General features: G+C 58.2%; 14 protein-coding genes. 4 read left to right on the top strand and 10 right to left on the bottom strand.

Annotation, left to right across the window (positions count from 1 at the left end):
* Positions 1-26: 26 nt before the first annotated feature.
* The gene (locus AZE99_RS03450; RefSeq protein ID WP_067198109.1) at positions 27-1,736 is read left to right on the top strand and encodes a tetratricopeptide repeat protein; all 1,710 of its coding nucleotides are present in this window, start codon (positions 27-29) and stop codon (positions 1,734-1,736) included.
* 117 nt (positions 1,737-1,853) lie between these two features.
* On the opposite strand, the gene AZE99_RS03445 is transcribed toward AZE99_RS03450, so the two are convergent.
* From AZE99_RS03445 to mutS, 7 genes are all read right to left on the bottom strand, one after another.
* Positions 1,854-2,471 (bottom strand): MarC family protein, encoded by a 618-nt coding sequence (locus tag AZE99_RS03445; RefSeq protein WP_067198107.1) that lies wholly within the window; start codon positions 2,469-2,471, stop codon positions 1,854-1,856.
* Positions 2,468-3,187 carry a hypothetical protein gene (locus tag AZE99_RS03440; RefSeq protein ID WP_067198106.1) on the bottom strand — a complete coding sequence of 240 codons (720 nt, stop codon included), beginning with the start codon at positions 3,185-3,187 and terminating at the stop codon, positions 2,468-2,470. Before AZE99_RS03440 ends, AZE99_RS03445 begins: the two co-directional genes overlap by 4 nt.
* Positions 3,187-4,080 carry a bifunctional methylenetetrahydrofolate dehydrogenase/methenyltetrahydrofolate cyclohydrolase FolD gene (gene folD / locus AZE99_RS03435; protein WP_067198104.1) on the bottom strand — a complete coding sequence of 298 codons (894 nt, stop codon included), beginning with the start codon at positions 4,078-4,080 and terminating at the stop codon, positions 3,187-3,189. The genes AZE99_RS03440 and folD overlap by 1 nt, the downstream gene beginning before the upstream one ends.
* A 6-nt stretch (positions 4,081-4,086) precedes the next feature.
* On the bottom strand, positions 4,087-4,383 hold the full coding sequence (locus AZE99_RS03430; protein WP_067198102.1) for a YggT family protein: 297 nt from the start codon (positions 4,381-4,383) through the stop codon (positions 4,087-4,089).
* 97 nt (positions 4,384-4,480) lie between these two features.
* The gene (argB, locus tag AZE99_RS03425; protein ID WP_067198100.1) at positions 4,481-5,398 is read right to left on the bottom strand and encodes an acetylglutamate kinase; all 918 of its coding nucleotides are present in this window, start codon (positions 5,396-5,398) and stop codon (positions 4,481-4,483) included.
* A 43-nt stretch (positions 5,399-5,441) separates the two neighbouring features.
* Positions 5,442-5,996 (bottom strand): peroxiredoxin, encoded by a 555-nt coding sequence (locus tag AZE99_RS03420; RefSeq protein WP_067198098.1) that lies wholly within the window; start codon positions 5,994-5,996, stop codon positions 5,442-5,444.
* Between the two features lie 4 nt (positions 5,997-6,000).
* Positions 6,001-8,580: a DNA mismatch repair protein MutS gene (mutS, locus tag AZE99_RS03415; protein WP_082788442.1), complete on the bottom strand. Its 2,580-nt coding sequence runs from the start codon at positions 8,578-8,580 to the stop codon at positions 6,001-6,003.
* Between the two features lie 240 nt (positions 8,581-8,820).
* On the opposite strand from mutS, the gene AZE99_RS03410 reads away from it, so the two are divergent.
* On the top strand, positions 8,821-11,091 hold the full coding sequence (locus tag AZE99_RS03410) for an NADP-dependent malic enzyme (RefSeq protein ID WP_067198097.1): 2,271 nt from the start codon (positions 8,821-8,823) through the stop codon (positions 11,089-11,091).
* 9 nt (positions 11,092-11,100) lie between these two features.
* Here AZE99_RS03410 and AZE99_RS03405 read toward each other — a convergent pair whose 3' ends face one another.
* Entirely contained in the window at positions 11,101-11,592 is a 492-nt protein-coding gene (locus AZE99_RS03405) for an outer membrane protein assembly factor BamE (protein WP_067198095.1), read from the bottom strand.
* A gap of 147 nt (positions 11,593-11,739) precedes the next feature.
* On the opposite strand from AZE99_RS03405, the gene AZE99_RS03400 reads away from it, so the two are divergent.
* A complete protein-coding gene (locus AZE99_RS03400) occupies positions 11,740-12,273 on the top strand; it encodes a ubiquinol-cytochrome C chaperone family protein (protein WP_067198093.1) in 534 nt (177 codons plus the stop codon).
* The gene (locus AZE99_RS03395; protein WP_067198092.1) at positions 12,270-12,794 is read left to right on the top strand and encodes a YceD family protein; all 525 of its coding nucleotides are present in this window, start codon (positions 12,270-12,272) and stop codon (positions 12,792-12,794) included. Before AZE99_RS03400 ends, AZE99_RS03395 begins: the two co-directional genes overlap by 4 nt.
* Here the strand turns inward: AZE99_RS03395 and AZE99_RS03390 are convergent.
* A complete protein-coding gene (locus tag AZE99_RS03390; RefSeq protein WP_082788218.1) occupies positions 12,791-15,571 on the bottom strand; it encodes a [protein-PII] uridylyltransferase in 2,781 nt (926 codons plus the stop codon). The genes AZE99_RS03395 and AZE99_RS03390 overlap by 4 nt on opposite strands.
* Positions 15,568-17,277: a class I adenylate-forming enzyme family protein gene (locus AZE99_RS03385; RefSeq protein ID WP_067198090.1), complete on the bottom strand. Its 1,710-nt coding sequence runs from the start codon at positions 17,275-17,277 to the stop codon at positions 15,568-15,570. Before AZE99_RS03385 ends, AZE99_RS03390 begins: the two co-directional genes overlap by 4 nt.
* Positions 17,278-17,322 lie beyond the last annotated feature (45 nt).

Below are 17,322 nucleotides of genomic sequence, written 5' to 3'. Positions count from 1 at the left end.
AGCGATAAATTCGAAGGGAGACCGAAATGACATCCTCGCCGATTTCGGAGGAACGTCGAGCCAAGCTGCTCCGTGCGGAAACACATATGCTTCTGCAATCGCCCGATTTCATTCGCTCGCCAGTCATGTCGCAACTGTTGAGCTATCTGGTTGAAGAAGCCATTTCCAATCCGGCCAATCCACCCAAGGCCTATCAGGTTGCCGTGGACGGACTTGGTCGCACCGAAGATTTTGATGTTCAGGCTGACAGCTATCCGCGCGTACAAGTGGGCAGGCTGCGAAAAATGCTATCCGCTCATTATGCCGCTCACCACAGTGCGACCCGGCTGCATATTCCGATTGGCCATTATGCCGTCGAAATCGAGGTGAATGATGCTGAGCTGGAAGAGCTACCGATTGCAACAACATCGGATGATGTTGATCTCAATATCCCCGCACCAACCGAGACCAAGCTGGATCTGTGGTTCAAGAACCGGTGGATAACATTCGGAATCGCTGCCTTGCTGATCATAGCCGGAGCCGACCTCATCTGGTTGCTGAACACCAGCAACCCGAATTCATCCGGCACGGAATTAAATTCGGACCGATATACCATGGCTCCGAAAATTTACGTTGCCGTCACCCGACAGGATTCCGGAGTTTCAACCAGCGGAAGAGCTTCGGGCATCCAACATTTTTTTGAAGATGCCTTCGCCCGTTCAGCGCAAGTACGCCTGGCAGCAGCAAACGGGTCAGACATCAATTCAGATCAGGATCAGAACGCCTATCTGTTCAAAAGCCAGATAGTCGAAGGGGCAGCCGGACCCGAAATCAACTTTTCGCTGACATCGTTGATAGAGAAGGAGACCATCTGGTCGACAACTCTGGTGTTGCCTGATTCAATGTCTGAATATCCTGAAAAACTTGGTCCGGTAGCCAGTCGCATTGCCAGCATTTATGGAGTGATTGCCACCGACCAGCGCAAACATCTGCCCGACGGCGCCATGATTGGTTATTCCTGTCTTCTCCGGTTCGAAAACTATCGTGCCAATCGCGATCCTGATCTGTTGCCGGTCGTTGAATCATGCATAAAAAAGTCGCTGGAAGCGGATCCGTTGGATAGCCAAATTCTTGCCGCTGCATCGTTCATGTCTTTTTTGCGGGTAGAATCCAGCGGCAAAGAGCCGGACTTCGAGGCGGGATTGCAATATGCACGCCGCGCGATGGTTCGTGGCAGAGAAGACGCGTCGGCCAATTTTGCCCTCGCCAGATCCAGTTTCTTCAACCGCAGCTGTGCTCGCGGCAAAGAATTTGCTGAAAAAGCGGTTGAACTGGATCCCTATGAAGCAACCATTCAGGCTCAGACTGGCGGCTTTCTATTTGGCTGCGGAGACCCGGATGCAAATAAATATCTGAGACGCGCCATCGCCCTCGACCCCAGCGGTTCCATCGTCGCAGAAACGGGACTGGTGCTAACGCTGCTATCGGAAGGCAAGGACAAGGAAGCACTGGAAATCGCCGAGAAAATCGTGCCGTCCAGTACTGGCGTTGGACCTTATTATGACATCGCTATGGCCATGGTCTATGCCAAAAATGGCCGGATTGAGGACTCTCGGGAGTCCTGGGACAAGCTGGTCGCTGCTTATGGAAGCGAAAATGAAAGCCAGGAACAATTGATCAAACGTCTGATCATCAACCCCGGGCTGGCCAATCGCGCTTTCATGCTGCTCTCGATCTCCGGGGTGATCAGCGAGTGAACAGCAGCCTTCAGACTTTGGCTCTGGACGGAGCGGGAATGAATGTAAGCCACGCCCGACGGATGTGGGATAGCCAAGGGTTTTAGCGTCAGATCCCGCGCCAAATGTCGCGACGCGCTAGAAGCTCGCGTTCAGCCCGTCGACCACAAATTGTACCGCAAGCGCGCCCAGGAGAACGCCGAGCACCCGGGTAATGACTGCTTCGACCTTGTTACCCAATACCCGCATCAGCGGGCCAGCTGCGAGCAGGCCGAACAGGGTGAGCAACAGTACTGATCCCAAAGCGCCGAGAATGATCAGCGCATTGTCGATGCCATCATGCTGGGATGTCAGCAGCATGACAGCGGCAATTGAACCGGGCCCTGCGATCATCGGCATGGCCATCGGGAAGATTGAAACATCCTCGATCTCGGGCTGCTCAATAATCTCCTGCGCCCGGTCCTCTCGCCGTTCGGTGCGTTTCTCGAACACCATTTCGAGCGCGATCAGGAACAGCATGATGCCACCAGCAATGCGGAAACTGTCGAGGCTGATACCCAGCGCACCCAGCATCTGTTCCCCGAACAGCGCGAAAACCAGTAATATGATTGCGGCGACAAGGATAGCGCGAATGGCCATGATCCGGCGGTCGCGTGGTGGCGCGCTGCTGGTCAGGCTGGCGTAGATCGGCGCGCAGCCTGGCGGATCGATCACCACGAAAAAGGTGATGAAGGCAGAGATGAAAAGTTCGATCATGGTGTCGGAGCGTCGACCCGATATTCATGCACCCGCTTGAAGCTGCCGTCGTCTTGCGCCAGATCGACAAAGACGATGCGCGAGCCGTCGGCCGCGAAGGCCGCGTTCCAGACCAGGCTGCGATCGGCGGAAGTCCCGGACTTGCCCTTTTCGGTCAGTCCTGTTGGAGAAACAGTTTCGGATAGCTTCGTCTTGCATGAAGCCACTTCGGTTTCGACATAGTCGGGCTCTGCCAGCGGTGTTGTCAGCGGCACACCATCATCGAATATCCATTTCCAATTCACGTCCTTGCCGGGCCGACGCGAGCCGAAGTCATCCTGATGCCAGATGGTGGTAAAGTGACCGGTAGTGCCGTTTGCGCTTTGCCAGGCGCCAATTGAGACACCGATGCTGCCATCGCAGGACATGTAGATTTTATGTGGCTGCCAGCTAACCGCCTGAGACGGATCGGCCTTGCCTTTCAGCCATTGTTGCGCATTGACCAGTTCGGGCGTGAACATGATCGCCTCGTCGGCGGCGGTCTCGCGAAATGCGGTCCATTGCCCCTTTTCCTGCGCCAGCCGGGCGAAGGACAATTCTGCCTTGACGATCGCGCTCGGATTGGCGACCGGCTTTCCGATGACCCGGTCGTACCGTTCTCGGTCATTGAGACGAGCGCCGCCGCCCGCACAGCTCGAAAGCATCAGCGCGATTCCGATAGCGGCAAATATTCGCATTACAGACCCTTTGGTTTTTCCAGTCCGGCGCGCGCGGATGCAGCGACCAGCGTATTGCGCAATAGCACCGCAATGGTCATCGGGCCAACCCCTCCCGGCACCGGGGTAATCGCCCGGACATGGTCGAGCGCTTCAGCAGTGGCGACATCGCCGACCAGACGGCCTTTATTCTGGCCCGGTTCGGGGTCGAGCCGGTTGATACCGACATCGATCACCACGGCGCCGTCTTTCAGCCAGTCGCCCTTGACCATCTCGGCGCGGCCAACGGCTGCGACAACAATATCGGCGCGGCGGACCACGTCGGGCAGGTTGCGCGTGCGGCTATGGGCCATGGTAACGGTGCAATTTTCTGCCAGCAGCAGCTGCGCCATCGGCTTGCCAACCAGGATCGAGCGGCCGACCACCACAGCGTCCAGGCCGGTCAGATCGCCCAATGTATCTTTCAGCAGCATCAGGCTGCCTAGCGGGGTGCACGGGATCAGCGCGTCCTCGCCATTGGCCAGCCGGCCGGCGTTGATCACATGCAGGCCGTCGACATCCTTGTCAGGGTCGATCGCCATGACCACGGCTTTTTCATCGAGACCTTCTGGCAGAGGCAATTGCACCAATATTCCGTCGACGGTCTCATCGGCGTTCAGCTGCTCGACCAGCGCGATCAGGTCTTCCTGCGCGACATCGGCCGGTAGCCGGTGTTCGAAACTTTCCATCCCGGCGGCGATGGTCGCCTTGTGCTTGGACGCGACATAGACCTGGCTGGCGGGGTCTTCACCGACCAGCACCACGGCCAGACCGGGCGCGCGGCCGGCCTGCTTCACAAAGGCCGGAACCGCGTCTTTGATCCGTTCGCGAAGGCCGGCGGCGAAAGCCTTGCCGTCAATGATCTGTGCTGCCACCTGTATTTATCCCGCTAACATCTCATATTGTACGCCGTCCAGTAACCGTTGAATAATGAAAATGCCGATGATCACGACCATCGGGGTCAGATCGATCGCTCCGAAATCCGGCATGATCTTGCGGATCGGTCGGTAGATCGGCGCGGTCAGCGCATCGAGCGTGGTCCAGATCGCCCGGACAATGTCATTTTGCAGATTGATCACATTGAAGGCGAGCAGCCAGCTCATGATTGCCTGCACAATGATAACCGTGATTACAATTCCAAGGAGAAACTGGATAATGTTGATGAGTTCAAATACCATGACGGCCCCTTTATCGATAATCTACCAGAGCGGCCAGTGATTTGTCACGGATTCCGCCAGAAATTTACTGTATCATATATATAGGACAGCCGGCGATTTAATCAACCGAATCGAAATCATCCCGGACCAGCGTACCCGCGCCTTTGCTGGTGAAGATTTCGAGCAGCATCGCATGCGGTATCCGGCCATCCAGGATAACCGCCGCATCGACACCTTCCTGAACCGCTTTCACGCAGGTCTCGAGCTTTGGAATCATGCCGCCGGTGATAGTGCCTTCGTCAACCAGAGCCTGGATCTTGGTCGGGTCGAGATCGGTCAGCAGTTCGCCCTGCTTGTCGAGCACGCCCGGGACATCGGTCAGCAGGAACAGGCGCGCCGCGCGCAAGGCCGAGGCCACTGCTCCGGCCATGGTGTCGGCGTTGATATTATAGGTTGCACCATCGTCACCCACGCCGATGGGCGCGATGACCGGGATCATCCCGGCAGCGGAAATCTTGTCGACCACGCTGCGATCCACTCTTCTGGGCTCGCCGACATAGCCGAGATCGATGATCCGTTCGATATTGCTGTCCGGATCGCGATTGGTGCGGCGCAGCTTCGACGCTTTGACAAAGCCGCCATCTTTGCCGGAAATGCCGATGGCGCTGCCGCCGGCCTGTCCGATCCAGCTGACCAGTTCCTTGTTGATCGCGCCGGAGAGCACCATTTCCGCGATTTCCGCAGTTTCCTTCGTGGTGACTCGCAGACCGTCGACAAATTCGCTTTCCACGCCGACCCGAGCGAGCATCGCACCGATTTGCGGGCCGCCACCGTGCACGACCACCGGATTGATCCCGACCGCCTTGAGCAGAACGATATCCTGGGCAAAATTTCTGGCGAGCGCGGCATCGCCCATCGCGTGGCCGCCATATTTGACGACAAAGGTCTTGCCTGCATAGCGTTGCAGATAAGGCAAGGCATCGGTGAGCGTTTCCGCTTTGGCGAGCATGGCGGGATCGGGTGCGTGATCGGTCATGGAAATCTTTCAGTCTAGCAGTGCGGCAAATGCAAGCGTTAAATCAGCTTTTGGCGAGTGCTTTCACTTTTGCAAGCGTACCCGAGACATGACCTTGCGGCTTGGTCGCGCTGTGGACAAAGACAATTTTACCGTTCTGATCGATGACATAGCTGGTCCGGTTGGTCATCGCGAGACCCGGTGCCATGCGGACCTGATAGGCCTCGACAATTTTCTCATCCGCACGGGCAACGGCGAATTTGTCGCGGCATTCGGAGACCGAGAATTTCTTCAATCCTTCGATATCGTCGGCTGACATGCCGATCACCGTGGCACCGGCAGCATTGAAGTCAGCGGTGGCATCAGCAAACATATTGGCTTCGATCGTACATCCCTCGGTAAAGATCTTGGGGAAGAAATAGAGCACGACCGGTCCGTCTTTCAGCTTGTCGGCCAGCGAAAATTGAAATTCCTTGCCCGCCAGCGCGCCGGTTGTGGTGAAATCAGGAGCGGTAACGCCAATCTCCAGCGGTTCGCTATTGGTGCTGCGAGTGTAATAGACAAAGGCCGCTCCGCCAATGAGCGCCACGGCTAGCAAGGTCACGATCCACTTTTTCATAGCATCATTCCTGTTCGAGTTGCGCTTTCAGCGCATAAAGCTGGTCCAGTGCCTCGCGCGGCGATAGCGCATCGACGTCGAGCGCGCCCAGCGCCTTGCGCAGATCATCGGATTTTTCCTCGACGTCTGCAAGGCTCGCAGCGAATAGCGGCAGATCGCCAAGACCGGCGGCAAGACCACCGGTTTCCGCCTTGCCGGCTTCGAGCTTGTCGAGCACCGTCTTGGCGCGGTTCAGCACCGGCTTGGGGATGCCCGCCAGCTTCGCCACCGCCAGGCCATAGCTGCGATCAGCCGGCCCCTTGGCCAATTCGTGGAGCAGCACGAGATCGCCTTTCCACTCGCGCGCGCGGACATGGTGGAGCGACAGCGCGTCGAGCCGGTCGGCCAGCCGGGTCAGCTCGTGATAATGGGTGGCAAACAGGCAGCGGCAGCGATTGGTCTCGTGCACCGCCTCGACCACCGCCCAGGCCAGTGCCAGACCGTCATATGTCGAGGTCCCCCTGCCCACTTCATCCAGAATGACGAAGCTTTTCTCGGTCGCCTGCGACAGAATTGCGGCGGTCTCGACCATCTCGACCATGAAGGTCGAGCGGCCCTGCGCAAGATTGTCGGAGGCACCGACGCGGCTGAACAGGCGGTCGACCAGGCTGAGCTTCGCGGACGCCGCCGGAACAAAGCCACCCGCTTGTGCGAGTATGACAATCAGCGCATTTTGTCTCAGGAAGGTCGATTTACCACCCATATTGGGGCCGGACACCAGCCACAATCGCTCGTCCTGCGCCAGGCAGCAATCATTGGCGACAAAAGCCTCGCCCTTGACCGACAGCGCGGCTTCGACCACCGGATGGCGACCAGCCTGGATATCCAATATATTGCCGTCGACAAATTCGGGCCGGCACCACTGGCCCTCGGCGGCGCGTTCAGCGAGCGCCGCGGAGACATCAATCCGGGCGAGCGCGTCGGCGCTTTCGCCAATCTCTTTCTTGCGGGCCAGCACCTTGTCGACCAGTTCCTCGAAATGCGCGGCCTCGGCGGCCAGCGCATGGGCTCCGGCCTGCGACACGCGCACCGCCTCTTCGTGCAGGTCCGTCGAGTTGAAGCGCACCACCCCGGCGAGCGTCTGGCGGTGGGTGAAGCCCGAATTTTCGGCCATCAGGCTGTCGCCATGCCGGGCGGGCACTTCGATAAAATAGCCGAGCACGGCATTATGCTTGATCTTCAGCGTATTGATGCCGGTAGCTTCGCGGTAGCGGGCTTCCAATATGGCAATTGCCTTGCGGCCATCGGACCCGGCGCTGCGCAGTTCGTCGAGCGCCGGGTCATAGCCCGCCGCGATATAGCCGCCATTGGCCATTTCGGTGGGCGGCGTCTCGACCAGCGCCTGTTCCAGCAAGTCGACCAGCTCGCCATGTCCATCCAGCGCGGGCAACAGATTTTCGAGCAGTGCCGGCAAACCCAGTGCCAGCGCCAGCCGTTCGCGCAAGATCCGCGCACCCGCCAGACCGTCGCGAATCTGCCCCAGATCGCGCGGACTGCCTCGCCCTGCAGAAACCCGTCCCAGCGCCCGGCCGATATCGGGCAGCGCCTTCAGCTCGGTGCGGACATCGTCGCGGATTCCCGACCCGTCATGAAACCATTGCACCAGTCCGAGACGCCGGTTGATCGGCTGCTCCGCGAACAGGGGCGCGGACAGATCGCGGGCCAGCAAGCGGGCACCGGCCGGTGTCACTGTGCGATCGATGGAGTGGAGCAGGCTGCCCTCGCGCCCGCCCGCCAGCGTCCGGTCAATTTCCAGACTCGCCCGGGTTGGCCCGTCGATCGACAGAAACTCCCGCGTTTCCCGTCTCTTCGGCGGATGCAGATAGGGTGCCTGACCTTGCGAAACATGATCAACATAGGCAATCAGTCCGCCTGCGGTCGCCAGTTCGGCGCGCGAAAATTCGCCCATGCCATCGAGCGTCGCCACCCCGAAATGCTCGCGCAGCCGTTTTTCCGCGCGGCCGCTGTCGAAATTGTCCTTGGCCCAGCCGGTCGCCTTGTGCAGCCGTGGCAGCAAGGATGGCGGACAGATGATTTCCGATGGCGCGATCCGGGCCAATTCGGCATCGAGCGCATCGTCGGAAATCGTCGCCAATTCGAAATTGCCGGTCGAAATATCCGCCGCTGCCAGTCCGATCTCTCCCTGCACCTCGGCGAGCGCCACCAGCATATTGTCGCTCCGCGCGTCGAGCAGATTGTCTTCGGTCAGCGTCCCGGCGGTCACATAGCGGATGATGTCCCGCGCGACCAAGGCCTTGTAGCCGCCGCGCGCCTTGGCCTCGGCCGGCGTCTCCACCTGCTCGGCGATGGCCACCTTGAAACCGGACCGGATCAGCTTCGCCAGATAGCCTTCCGCCGCATGCACCGGCACCCCGCACATCGGGATCGATTCCCCGGCATTTTTGCCGCGCGAGGTCAGTGCGATATCCAGCGCCGCCGCAGCGAGCTTGGCATCCTCGTAAAACAGCTCGAAAAAGTCGCCCATCCGGTAAAATAGCAGGCAATCGCCGGCCTTTTCCTTCAGCCCGAAATATTGCTCCATCATCGGCGTGACCTTGGTCGGTGCCGATGCGGGCGCTTTGGCCGATTTTTTCATCTTGTCTTGAGTCTGGGTTGCCATGGCACCGCGATAGCCGAGTGCAGCCGGACATAAAAGAGTAGCGAACATATCCTATTGAAATTTACTTGATATTGCGGCTCCGAGACAAAACGAGTAGGTCTCTGGGGGGATGTGAACTTCCGATCGGCGCAACCGAGCCGACCACTGAATATGCGGAGATAAAATTTGGCCGACAATAACGACAACAATCTAGAATTTTCCGAACGGGAAGCTCTGCTTTTTCACTCCCACGGTCGTCCCGGAAAAATCGAGATTATTGCGTCCAAGCCGATGGCAACCCAGCGCGACCTCAGCCTCGCCTATTCTCCCGGCGTTGCCGTTCCGGTCCGGGCGATCGCCGAAGATCCGTCGAAAGCCTATGACTATACCGCCAAAGGCAATCTGGTCGCGGTCATCTCGAACGGCACCGCGATCCTCGGCCTCGGCAATCTGGGAGCCCTAGCCTCGAAGCCGGTGATGGAAGGCAAGGCTGTATTGTTCAAGCGCTTCGCCGATGTCGATTCCATCGATCTGGAACTGGACACCGAGGATGCGGACGCCTTCATCAATGCCGTCCAGATCATGGAGCCCAGCTTCGGCGGCATCAATCTGGAAGATATTGCCGCACCCGATTGTTTCATCATCGAGCAGACCTTGCGCGACCGGATGAATATTCCGGTATTTCATGATGACCAGCACGGCACCGCGATTATCGCCGCCGCCGGGATCATCAACGCCTGCCTGCTGACCGACCGCAAGATCGAGGATATCAAGGTCGTCGTTAATGGCGCCGGTGCTGCCGCCATTGCCTGTGCCTCGCTGATCAAGAGCCTTGGCGTGCCGCACGATAATCTGACCATGTGTGACCGGACCGGTGTCATCTATCGCGGCCGCGACGATGTAGACCAGTGGAAATCTGCCCACGCAATCGACACCGATGCACGAACGCTGACCGACGCGCTGTCCGGCGCCGACGTTTTCCTCGGCCTGTCGGCTGCCGGCGCCCTGAAGCCGGAAATGGTCAAGGATATGGCCCCGCAACCGATCATCTTTGCCATGGCCAACCCCGATCCGGAAATCACGCCGCCCGATGCCAAGGCGGCCCGTCCAGATGCGATTATCGCCACCGGCCGTTCCGACTATCCCAATCAGGTCAATAATGTCATCGGCTTCCCCTTCATCTTCCGCGGCGCGCTGGATGTCCGGGCAACCCGGATCAACGAGGAAATGAAAGTTGCGGCAGCCCATGCGATTGCCGAACTGGCGCGCGAACAGGTTCCGGAAGAAGTTGCCGCTGCCTATGGCGGGAAAGCACCAAGCTTTGGTGTCGAATATATCATTCCCGCCCCCTTTGATCCGCGGCTGATGGACGTGGTATCCGCAGCCGTTGCCAAGGCTGCCATGGATAGCGGCGTGGCCCAGAAGCCGATCGAGGATCTCGACGCCTACCGGCAGAGCCTGAAAGCGCGGCTCAATCCGACAACATCGGTACTGACGCAAGCCTATGAAGCCTGCCGTCTCTCTCCGAAGCGCGTCATTTTTGCTGAGGCGGAAGAAGCCGTCGTGCTGCGCGCGGCAATCCAGTTCCGCGATGGCGGCTATGGCACACCGGTTCTGGTCGGACGCGACGATCGCGTGCGGGAACAGCTTGCCGAACTGGGCGTCAGCGATCCGGACAGCTTTGAAGTGCACAACAGCCGTAACAGCCCGCTGGTCCCGGACATGGTCAACATGCTGTACGAGCGTCTCCACCGCCGCGGCTATATGGAGCGCGATATCAAGCGCATGGTCAATCAGGACCGCAACATCTTCGGTTCGGCGCTGCTCGCCATGGATCAGGGCGACGCGATGATCACCGGCGTTACCCGGCCCTATTCGCAATCCTTCCGCGATGTCGCCAAAGTGATTGACGTCGAAAAAGGCCGCACCGCACTAGGCATCCATGTCATGGTCGGCCAGCATCATACGGTGTTCATGGCCGACACCACCGTCAACGAACGACCCACAGCCCATGAACTGGCCGACATCGCCGAGCAGACAGCAGCGGTAGCCCGGCAGATGGGTCACGAACCGCGCGTCGCCTTCCTCAGCTATTCAACCTTCGGCAATCCCGAAGGCCGCTGGCTGGAGAATCTGCGCGAAGCCGTGGCTTTGCTCGACCAACGACGGGTCACGTTTGAATATGAAGGCGAAATGGCGCCCGATGTTGCGCTCAATCCGAAGCTGATGGCGAACTATCCGTTCAGCCGCCTGTCCCAGCCCGCCAATGTGCTGGTCATGCCGGGCCTGCAGTCAGCCAATTTGTCGGCAAAATTGCTGCGCGAACTGGGTGGCGATTCGGTCATCGGACCGATGCTCGTCGGATTGGAAAAATCGGTGCAGATTGCCACCATGGCATCCACCGCATCGGAGCTGGTAACGCTGGCAGTATTGGCTGCCAGCGGCATTGCAAAATAGGATTGGTCGCTAGGGGCGGGTCGGGTCGTTGCTCGCCCCGCCAGCACCCGGTGCACCGACCGCGCCGATATTACCGAACAATTCTTCAAAAAAGGAGCGATCGCGGCCCAAAGTCGGCGTTTTGTCGCCATCCGGGCTTATGCTCGCCACCAGTTCAAGACCGGTGCGATCGACCGCAGTCACGTTGCCGTCGGCATCAAATATCACGCGCATCACCTGCTGATCACGGGGACGCGGGTTGTTAAAGCCATATTGGCGGGTGTCGCGGGACAGATAATACCAGGTATTTTCGTCAAACTGGCCAGTGAAGGTCGGACGACCGAGCGAAGCTTCCACCGACTGGCGGTTATCGATGCCGGCCTGAATGGCTGACATCAACACTTCATCGGCAATATATCCCTGATGGCCGCGCACCTGAGTGCATCCAGCCATTGTCATCGCACCAGCCATTAGCCCGAGCCACAGACCGTGTTTTTTGATATTGCCGACCATCGAACTCATTCTCCACTATACAGCCAGCACCGTATCGGTACCTGACTCGTCATCGCCCATTGCATCTCGCGCCATAAATATCAATATGCCCTGTATCCAGACTTAACAAACGACCCGTTCGTCCATAAACTTTCGATCCAACCAGCGGAACCAGCAATGTCCTTTTTCAGCAAGATTTTTTCCCGAGACAATCCCAATGCAAAAATGCAACCGCTGTACGATGCGATTGTCAGCGAGGGACGGCAACTGGGCTGGTATGAAGAGGCACAGGTACCGGACAGTCTCGACGGCCGGTTTGATATGATTGCTGCAATATTCTCGCTGGTCCTGATCCGGCTGGAGAAAGACGAGGAACGAGGTCAGGAGATCGCCTGGCTAACCGAGATCTTCATTCAGGACATGGACGGGCAATTGCGTCAGATCGGCATTGGCGACATGATTGTCGGCAAACATGTCGGTCGGATAATCGGCGCTTTGGGTGGCCGGGTAGGCGCCTATCGGGATGCGCTGCAACAAGATGCCGACCTTCGCGAGGCAATAGTCCGGAATATTTTCCGCGGCGAAAAACCGGACGACGCGGCGCTGGACATTCTCGCCAGCCGGCTCTCGGCTTATCACGCCGCGCTGCAAGATCGTGAGACCGACGCGATCGTTGCGGGCCAGCTTCCGGACAGCGGACGGGCCGCATGATGGACAAGCCGGAATTTTCCCATATCGTCAAGCTTTCGGAAATCGGGTCCAAGCCGCGCACGGGCAAGTTGTCCGCAAATGAGGAAGAAAGGCGGAAGTTGGCGCAGAGATTTGATCTGCCAAAAATTACCGCACTGGACGCGGCATTTACATTGCTGGCCGGCGATAATCGCATCGGTTTTACCGGACGGATCGAATCCGACCTGCAGCAGCGCTGCTCGATTACCGGAGAGAGCTTTCAGGTTCGGTTGCGCGAGGATTTCGAGATTGCCTTTGTGCCCGAACTGGGCATTGAAGGCGCTGAGGAAGAAATCGAGCTGACGGAAGACGATTGCGATATAATCGAATATGAAAATGGTCAGATCGATCTCGGCGAAGCAATCGCGCAAACGCTCTGTCTGGCGCTGCCCCCCTTCCCGCGCGGCCCAAATGCGGATGTCGTGGCAAAGGAAAGCCTGAAATCGGAAGAAGAGGCCGGGCCATTCGGTATGCTGGCGGCTCTGAAAGACAAGCTCCCCTAGTCCGTTTCCTTCTCCGGCTTGCGGGCGGCAGCATTGGTCAGCCGTTTTTGTAGCCCGTTCAGCCGCTGCTTGCTGGTAATCTTTCCACCCAACAGATCGGTGATGTAGAACGTATCCACCGCCCGCTCGCCATAGGTCGCGATATGAGCGCTATGGACGGTGACCTTCGATTCAAACAGGGCGTAAGCCAAGGCATTCAGCAAGGCCGGCCGGTCCTGCGCGTTGACTTCCACTACCGTGAACCGGTTCGAGGCTTCATTGTCGACCAGCGCAAAAGGCGTTATTTCGAACGCGCCTGCCCGCGAATGAGCAAGCGGCCTAGCGTCGAGCTTGCTCGAAAGCTTGGATCGGTTGGCCAGAGCATCTTCAACGGCCTGCTTGATTCGCTCCAGCTGTTCCTTTTCAGAAAATGGCTTGCCATGCGGATCCTGAACGAGGAAATTGTCCAGCGCCATGCCGTCGCGGGTGGTGTGAATGCGGGCGTCGATAATATTGCCGCCAGAGACATGGATCCCACCAGCAATCCGGTAGAAAAGTCCGGAATGATCGGCCGCATAGACGGTTATCAATGTTGCCCCGCGTTCGGCATAGACATCGGCAAATATCGCCAGATCCGTGTCACCAGCGTCCAGAACCAGCTGTGCATTCTGGGCAATGATATCATCCGGCTCCGCGATCCAATAAGCATCGGTGAACCGCTTGGACAGTTTCTTGAACTCGGCCTCCGGCAGCGACAGCGCTTCGGCCAGAACCGCCTTTTTCTCGTCAATCCGCTCCTTGCGGCCACGCTGCTTGTGACCGAGCAGCAGCATTTCCTGCGCGGCTTCGAACAGATCGGTCAGCAATTGCCGCTTCCAGCTGTTCCACACGCCCGGCCCGACCGCGCGAATATCTACGACGGTCAGCACCGTGAGCTGGCGCAGGCGTTCGACACTTTTCACCTTGCTGGCAAAATCCTGGATGGTCTTGAAATCCGACAGATCGCGCTTGAAGGCCACTGCCGACATCAGCAGATGGTTGCGGACCAGCCACGCGACCAGTTCGGTTTCATGGGGTCGCAGGCCAAGCCGCGGACAAAGCTTCATCGCCACTTCCGCACCCAGCACACTGTGGTCGCCGCCGCGGCCTTTGGCGATATCATGCAACAGGGTGGCGACAAACAGCACCCGCCGGTTCTGCAATTTTGCCATCGTCGCCGTGCTGTTGGGATGATCGGCAATCAGGTCGCCCCTTCCGATCCGGGCGAGCAGGCCGATGGCACGAATAGTGTGCTCGTCGACTGTATAATGATGGTACATGTCGAACTGCATCTGCGCCACAACACGACCAAAATCCGGAATAAAACGGCCGAAAATAGCAGCTTCGTTCATCCAGCGCAGCACCAGTTCGGGATCACGTGGTGAACAAAGCACGTCGAGAAACAACTGGTTTGCGTGCTTGTCCTTGCGGATCTTGTTGTCGATCAGCTTGGCATCCCGGCGCGCAGCCCGCATCGCCATCGGATGAATCTCAAGCTCATGTTTGTCGGCGAGCCAGAAAATTTCCAGCAGCCGGACCGGTTCTTCCTCAAAGAAATTTTCATTCGGCAAGGCGAGCCGTCCGCGATCCAGAACAAAGCCCTTGAGCTTCTTCGGCTTGCGGGTCAGCGACGGCAGGAAGCGACGGACGCCGGCATTGTGGGTTTCATCGAGATGGGCGAGGAACACACCGGTCAGATTGCCGACAACTTTCGCGTTGAGAAAATAATATTGCATGAACCGTTCGACCGACGACTTGCCGGGACGGTCGGCGAATCGCATCCGGCGCGCCACTTCCGGCTGCAGGTCAAAGGTCAGGCGGTCTTCCGCCCGGCCGGTGATATCATGCATGTGGCAGCGCACGGCCCAGAGAAAATTGGCCGCCTTGCGAAAGCGCTTGAATTCGTCGACGGTGAGCAGACCGACATCGACCAGCTGTTCGGCGGATGTCACCCGATGGATATATTTGCCGATCCAGTAAAGCGTTTGCAGGTCGCGCAAGCCCCCCTTGCCTTCCTTGACATTGGGTTCGACGACATAGCGGCTATCCCCCATTTTCATATGCCGCGCATCGCGCTCTGCGAGCTTCTCGGCCACGAAAACACTGTCGGTACCGGCGACAACATCGCTGAAAAAGCGCTGTTTGGCTTCTTCGTAGACTCCGGTATCGCCCCAGATATAGCGGCCTTCCAGCAGGGCTGTGCGGATCGACAAATCCTCCTTGGCCATGCGCACCATTTCATCGATCGACCGGCTACTCTGACCGACCTTGAAACCGAGGTCCCAGAGCCAGTAGAGCATCGCCTCAACCGCTTGCTCGGTCCAGCTATTGGTCTTGTGCGGGGTCAGGAAGGCGATGTCGACATCGCTGTGCGGCGCCATTTCGCCGCGGCCGTATCCACCCACGGCCATCACCGCAATCCGCTCGCCCGACGACGGATTGCTTACCGGATATTGGTGATAGACCGCGATATCGTGGATCAGGCGGACCAGCTGATCGACCAGGAAGGATTGCGCTGCCGCCATTTCATGACCCGCCGAAGGTCGTTTCAGCAAACGCGCGCTGATCTCCGCCCGGCCATCATTGAGCGCCTCCTGCAGCAGCGGCAGAATTTTCGCCCGCGCTGTCGGCATGCCATGTTCGGCAATCAGGCGATCAATTTCTTCAGCCAGCACCCGCCGATTGATAATATCCCGCTGCCGGACGATCCGCGTAGCCGGATCGGCCGGCGCAGCCGGAATATTGGCACGAATGTTCATCCGGTTGCAGCCAGTTCGTCACGATGCTTTTTCGCCAACACGATTTTTGCAATTTTCGCGGTACCGAGTTTCGGCAACGGCTCTTCATATTGCCAGATATGAACCGGCATCTTGAAGGGAGCGAGCTGGTGCTTAAGCGTTTCCAGCAGTTCTTCATCGGTCAGGCTGTGACCGTCCTTGGTGTGATAGACCAATGCCGGAACTTCGCCAAACCGCTCGTCAGGGACCCCGAAAATACAGGCTTCGGCGACAGCCGGATTGGCATAGACGGCAGCTTCCACTTCCTGACAACTGATATTCTCGCCACCGCGGATGATGATTTCCTTTTTCCGGTCGACAATGAACAGATAGCCTTCGGGATCGAGATAGCCAATATCACCGGTACGGAAATATCCGTCATCGGTGAAAGCGTCCTTTGTCGCCTCTTCATTGTTCCAGTAGCCGGTGAAATTGGCAGCGGTGCGGATGCAGACTTCGCCGCGCTCACCCTGCGGCATCTTGTTGCCGTCATCGTCGAGGATCGCGACATCGACAATCGGCGGTGTTGCCCGCCCGGTGCTGTCCGGCTTGGCGAGATAATTTTCATTCTGGTTGGAACAGCCAACGCCATTGGTTTCGGTGAGGCCATAGCCGATCACCGGATAGCCATCGCCCATTTTCTCCTTGATCCGCCGAACATGTTCGACCGGACGCGGCGCACCGCCCGCGGCCATGGTGACACAGCTGCTGAGATCATATTTGTCAAGATGCGGATGCGAATAGATTTCCATGCTCATCAGCGGAACACCGACGAAATAGGTAACGCGCTCCTTCTCGATCAGGCGCATCGCTTCTTCCGCATCCCATTTGTTGAGGAATACGAGCTTGCGGCCCATCGCATAGCTAACCAGCACCAGCGGCACCGAGGCAGTGACATGGAATAGCGGAACGCAGACCAGCGCGGTCGGTTGCCCCTCGGGCATCTTGCCCTGTTTTTCCATGATATTGACCAGCACCAGTACCGTCCCGACGAAGCTCATTGCGCCCTGGACGACCGAGCGATGCTCGGCATAGGCACCCTTTGAGCGACCAGTGGAACCGGAAGTAAACAGGATCGTCGCATTGTCTTCCGGAGCCATTTGCGGCAGCGGTGTTTCGGCGCCGCCACCTTTTTCCAGCATGACTTTCAAGCCTTCCAGCGGCAATTTGTCATGTTCGAAAACCAACAGTTCGGCGCCGTGATTGCGTTTGGATTCAACCAGGCGCTGGGCTCGCTGATAGTCGGCAAATACATAGGAACAACCGACATCCTCAATCCCGTCAGCCAGTTCATCACCGCGCCACCAGCCGTTCAATTTTGTCGAGACACCACCCGCCATAATGATCGCCATGTCGAGAATGACCCAATTGGCAGAATTGCGCGCCGCGATTCCGATCCGGTCGCCTTTCTGAACGCCATAGCCTTCAACCAGCCCGCCGGCCAAAACGCGCGCGGCAGCATAAGTCTCTCCGAAGGTCAGCCGGATGTCGCCATCGATCAGAAACTCCTTGTCGGCATGCTGGTGGCAAAAATAGGCAAAATAGTCCGACACATTCTGCGGCGCATTCTTGAAAATCGGCATATCGACGCCGTATTTGTTGATCGTGTCGAGTTCCAGCAGCTGACCAGGCTGCGTCAGTTCCTCCAGCGTTTTGTCAATTACCAGATCAAGTTCAGAGGTCGCCATTATTCAAGTCTCCCGTTGTTCCCTCTTGGTAAAGGGGAATTTCCC

Source organism: Sphingorhabdus sp. M41 (assembly GCF_001586275.1).
In the GTDB taxonomy this organism is placed as follows: Bacteria; Pseudomonadota; Alphaproteobacteria; order Sphingomonadales; family Sphingomonadaceae; genus Parasphingorhabdus.
The sequence above is the reverse complement of the archived record's forward strand: the minus strand, read 5'-3'. Positions and strand labels throughout refer to the sequence as shown.

Bases quoted from the DNA above. Each gene is read 5' to 3' on its own strand.
- AZE99_RS03420 (WP_067198098.1), bottom strand. From the start codon at position 5,996: ATGAAAAAGTGGATCGTGACCTTGCTAGCCGTGGCGCTCATTGGCGGA.
- AZE99_RS03450 (WP_067198109.1), top strand. From the start codon at position 27: ATGACATCCTCGCCGATTTCGGAGGAACGTCGAGCCAAGCTGCTCCGT.
- argB (WP_067198100.1), bottom strand. From the start codon at position 5,398: ATGACCGATCACGCACCCGATCCCGCCATGCTCGCCAAAGCGGAAACG.
- AZE99_RS03390 (WP_082788218.1), bottom strand. From the start codon at position 15,571: ATGAACATTCGTGCCAATATTCCGGCTGCGCCGGCCGATCCGGCTACG.
- mutS (WP_082788442.1), bottom strand. From the start codon at position 8,580: ATGATGGAGCAATATTTCGGGCTGAAGGAAAAGGCCGGCGATTGCCTG.
- AZE99_RS03440 (WP_067198106.1), bottom strand. From the start codon at position 3,187: ATGCGAATATTTGCCGCTATCGGAATCGCGCTGATGCTTTCGAGCTGT.
- AZE99_RS03395 (WP_067198092.1), top strand. From the start codon at position 12,270: ATGATGGACAAGCCGGAATTTTCCCATATCGTCAAGCTTTCGGAAATC.
- AZE99_RS03405 (WP_067198095.1), bottom strand. From the start codon at position 11,592: ATGAGTTCGATGGTCGGCAATATCAAAAAACACGGTCTGTGGCTCGGG.
- AZE99_RS03400 (WP_067198093.1), top strand. From the start codon at position 11,740: ATGTCCTTTTTCAGCAAGATTTTTTCCCGAGACAATCCCAATGCAAAA.
- AZE99_RS03445 (WP_067198107.1), bottom strand. From the start codon at position 2,471: ATGATCGAACTTTTCATCTCTGCCTTCATCACCTTTTTCGTGGTGATC.
- AZE99_RS03430 (WP_067198102.1), bottom strand. From the start codon at position 4,383: ATGGTATTTGAACTCATCAACATTATCCAGTTTCTCCTTGGAATTGTA.
- AZE99_RS03385 (WP_067198090.1), bottom strand. From the start codon at position 17,277: ATGGCGACCTCTGAACTTGATCTGGTAATTGACAAAACGCTGGAGGAA.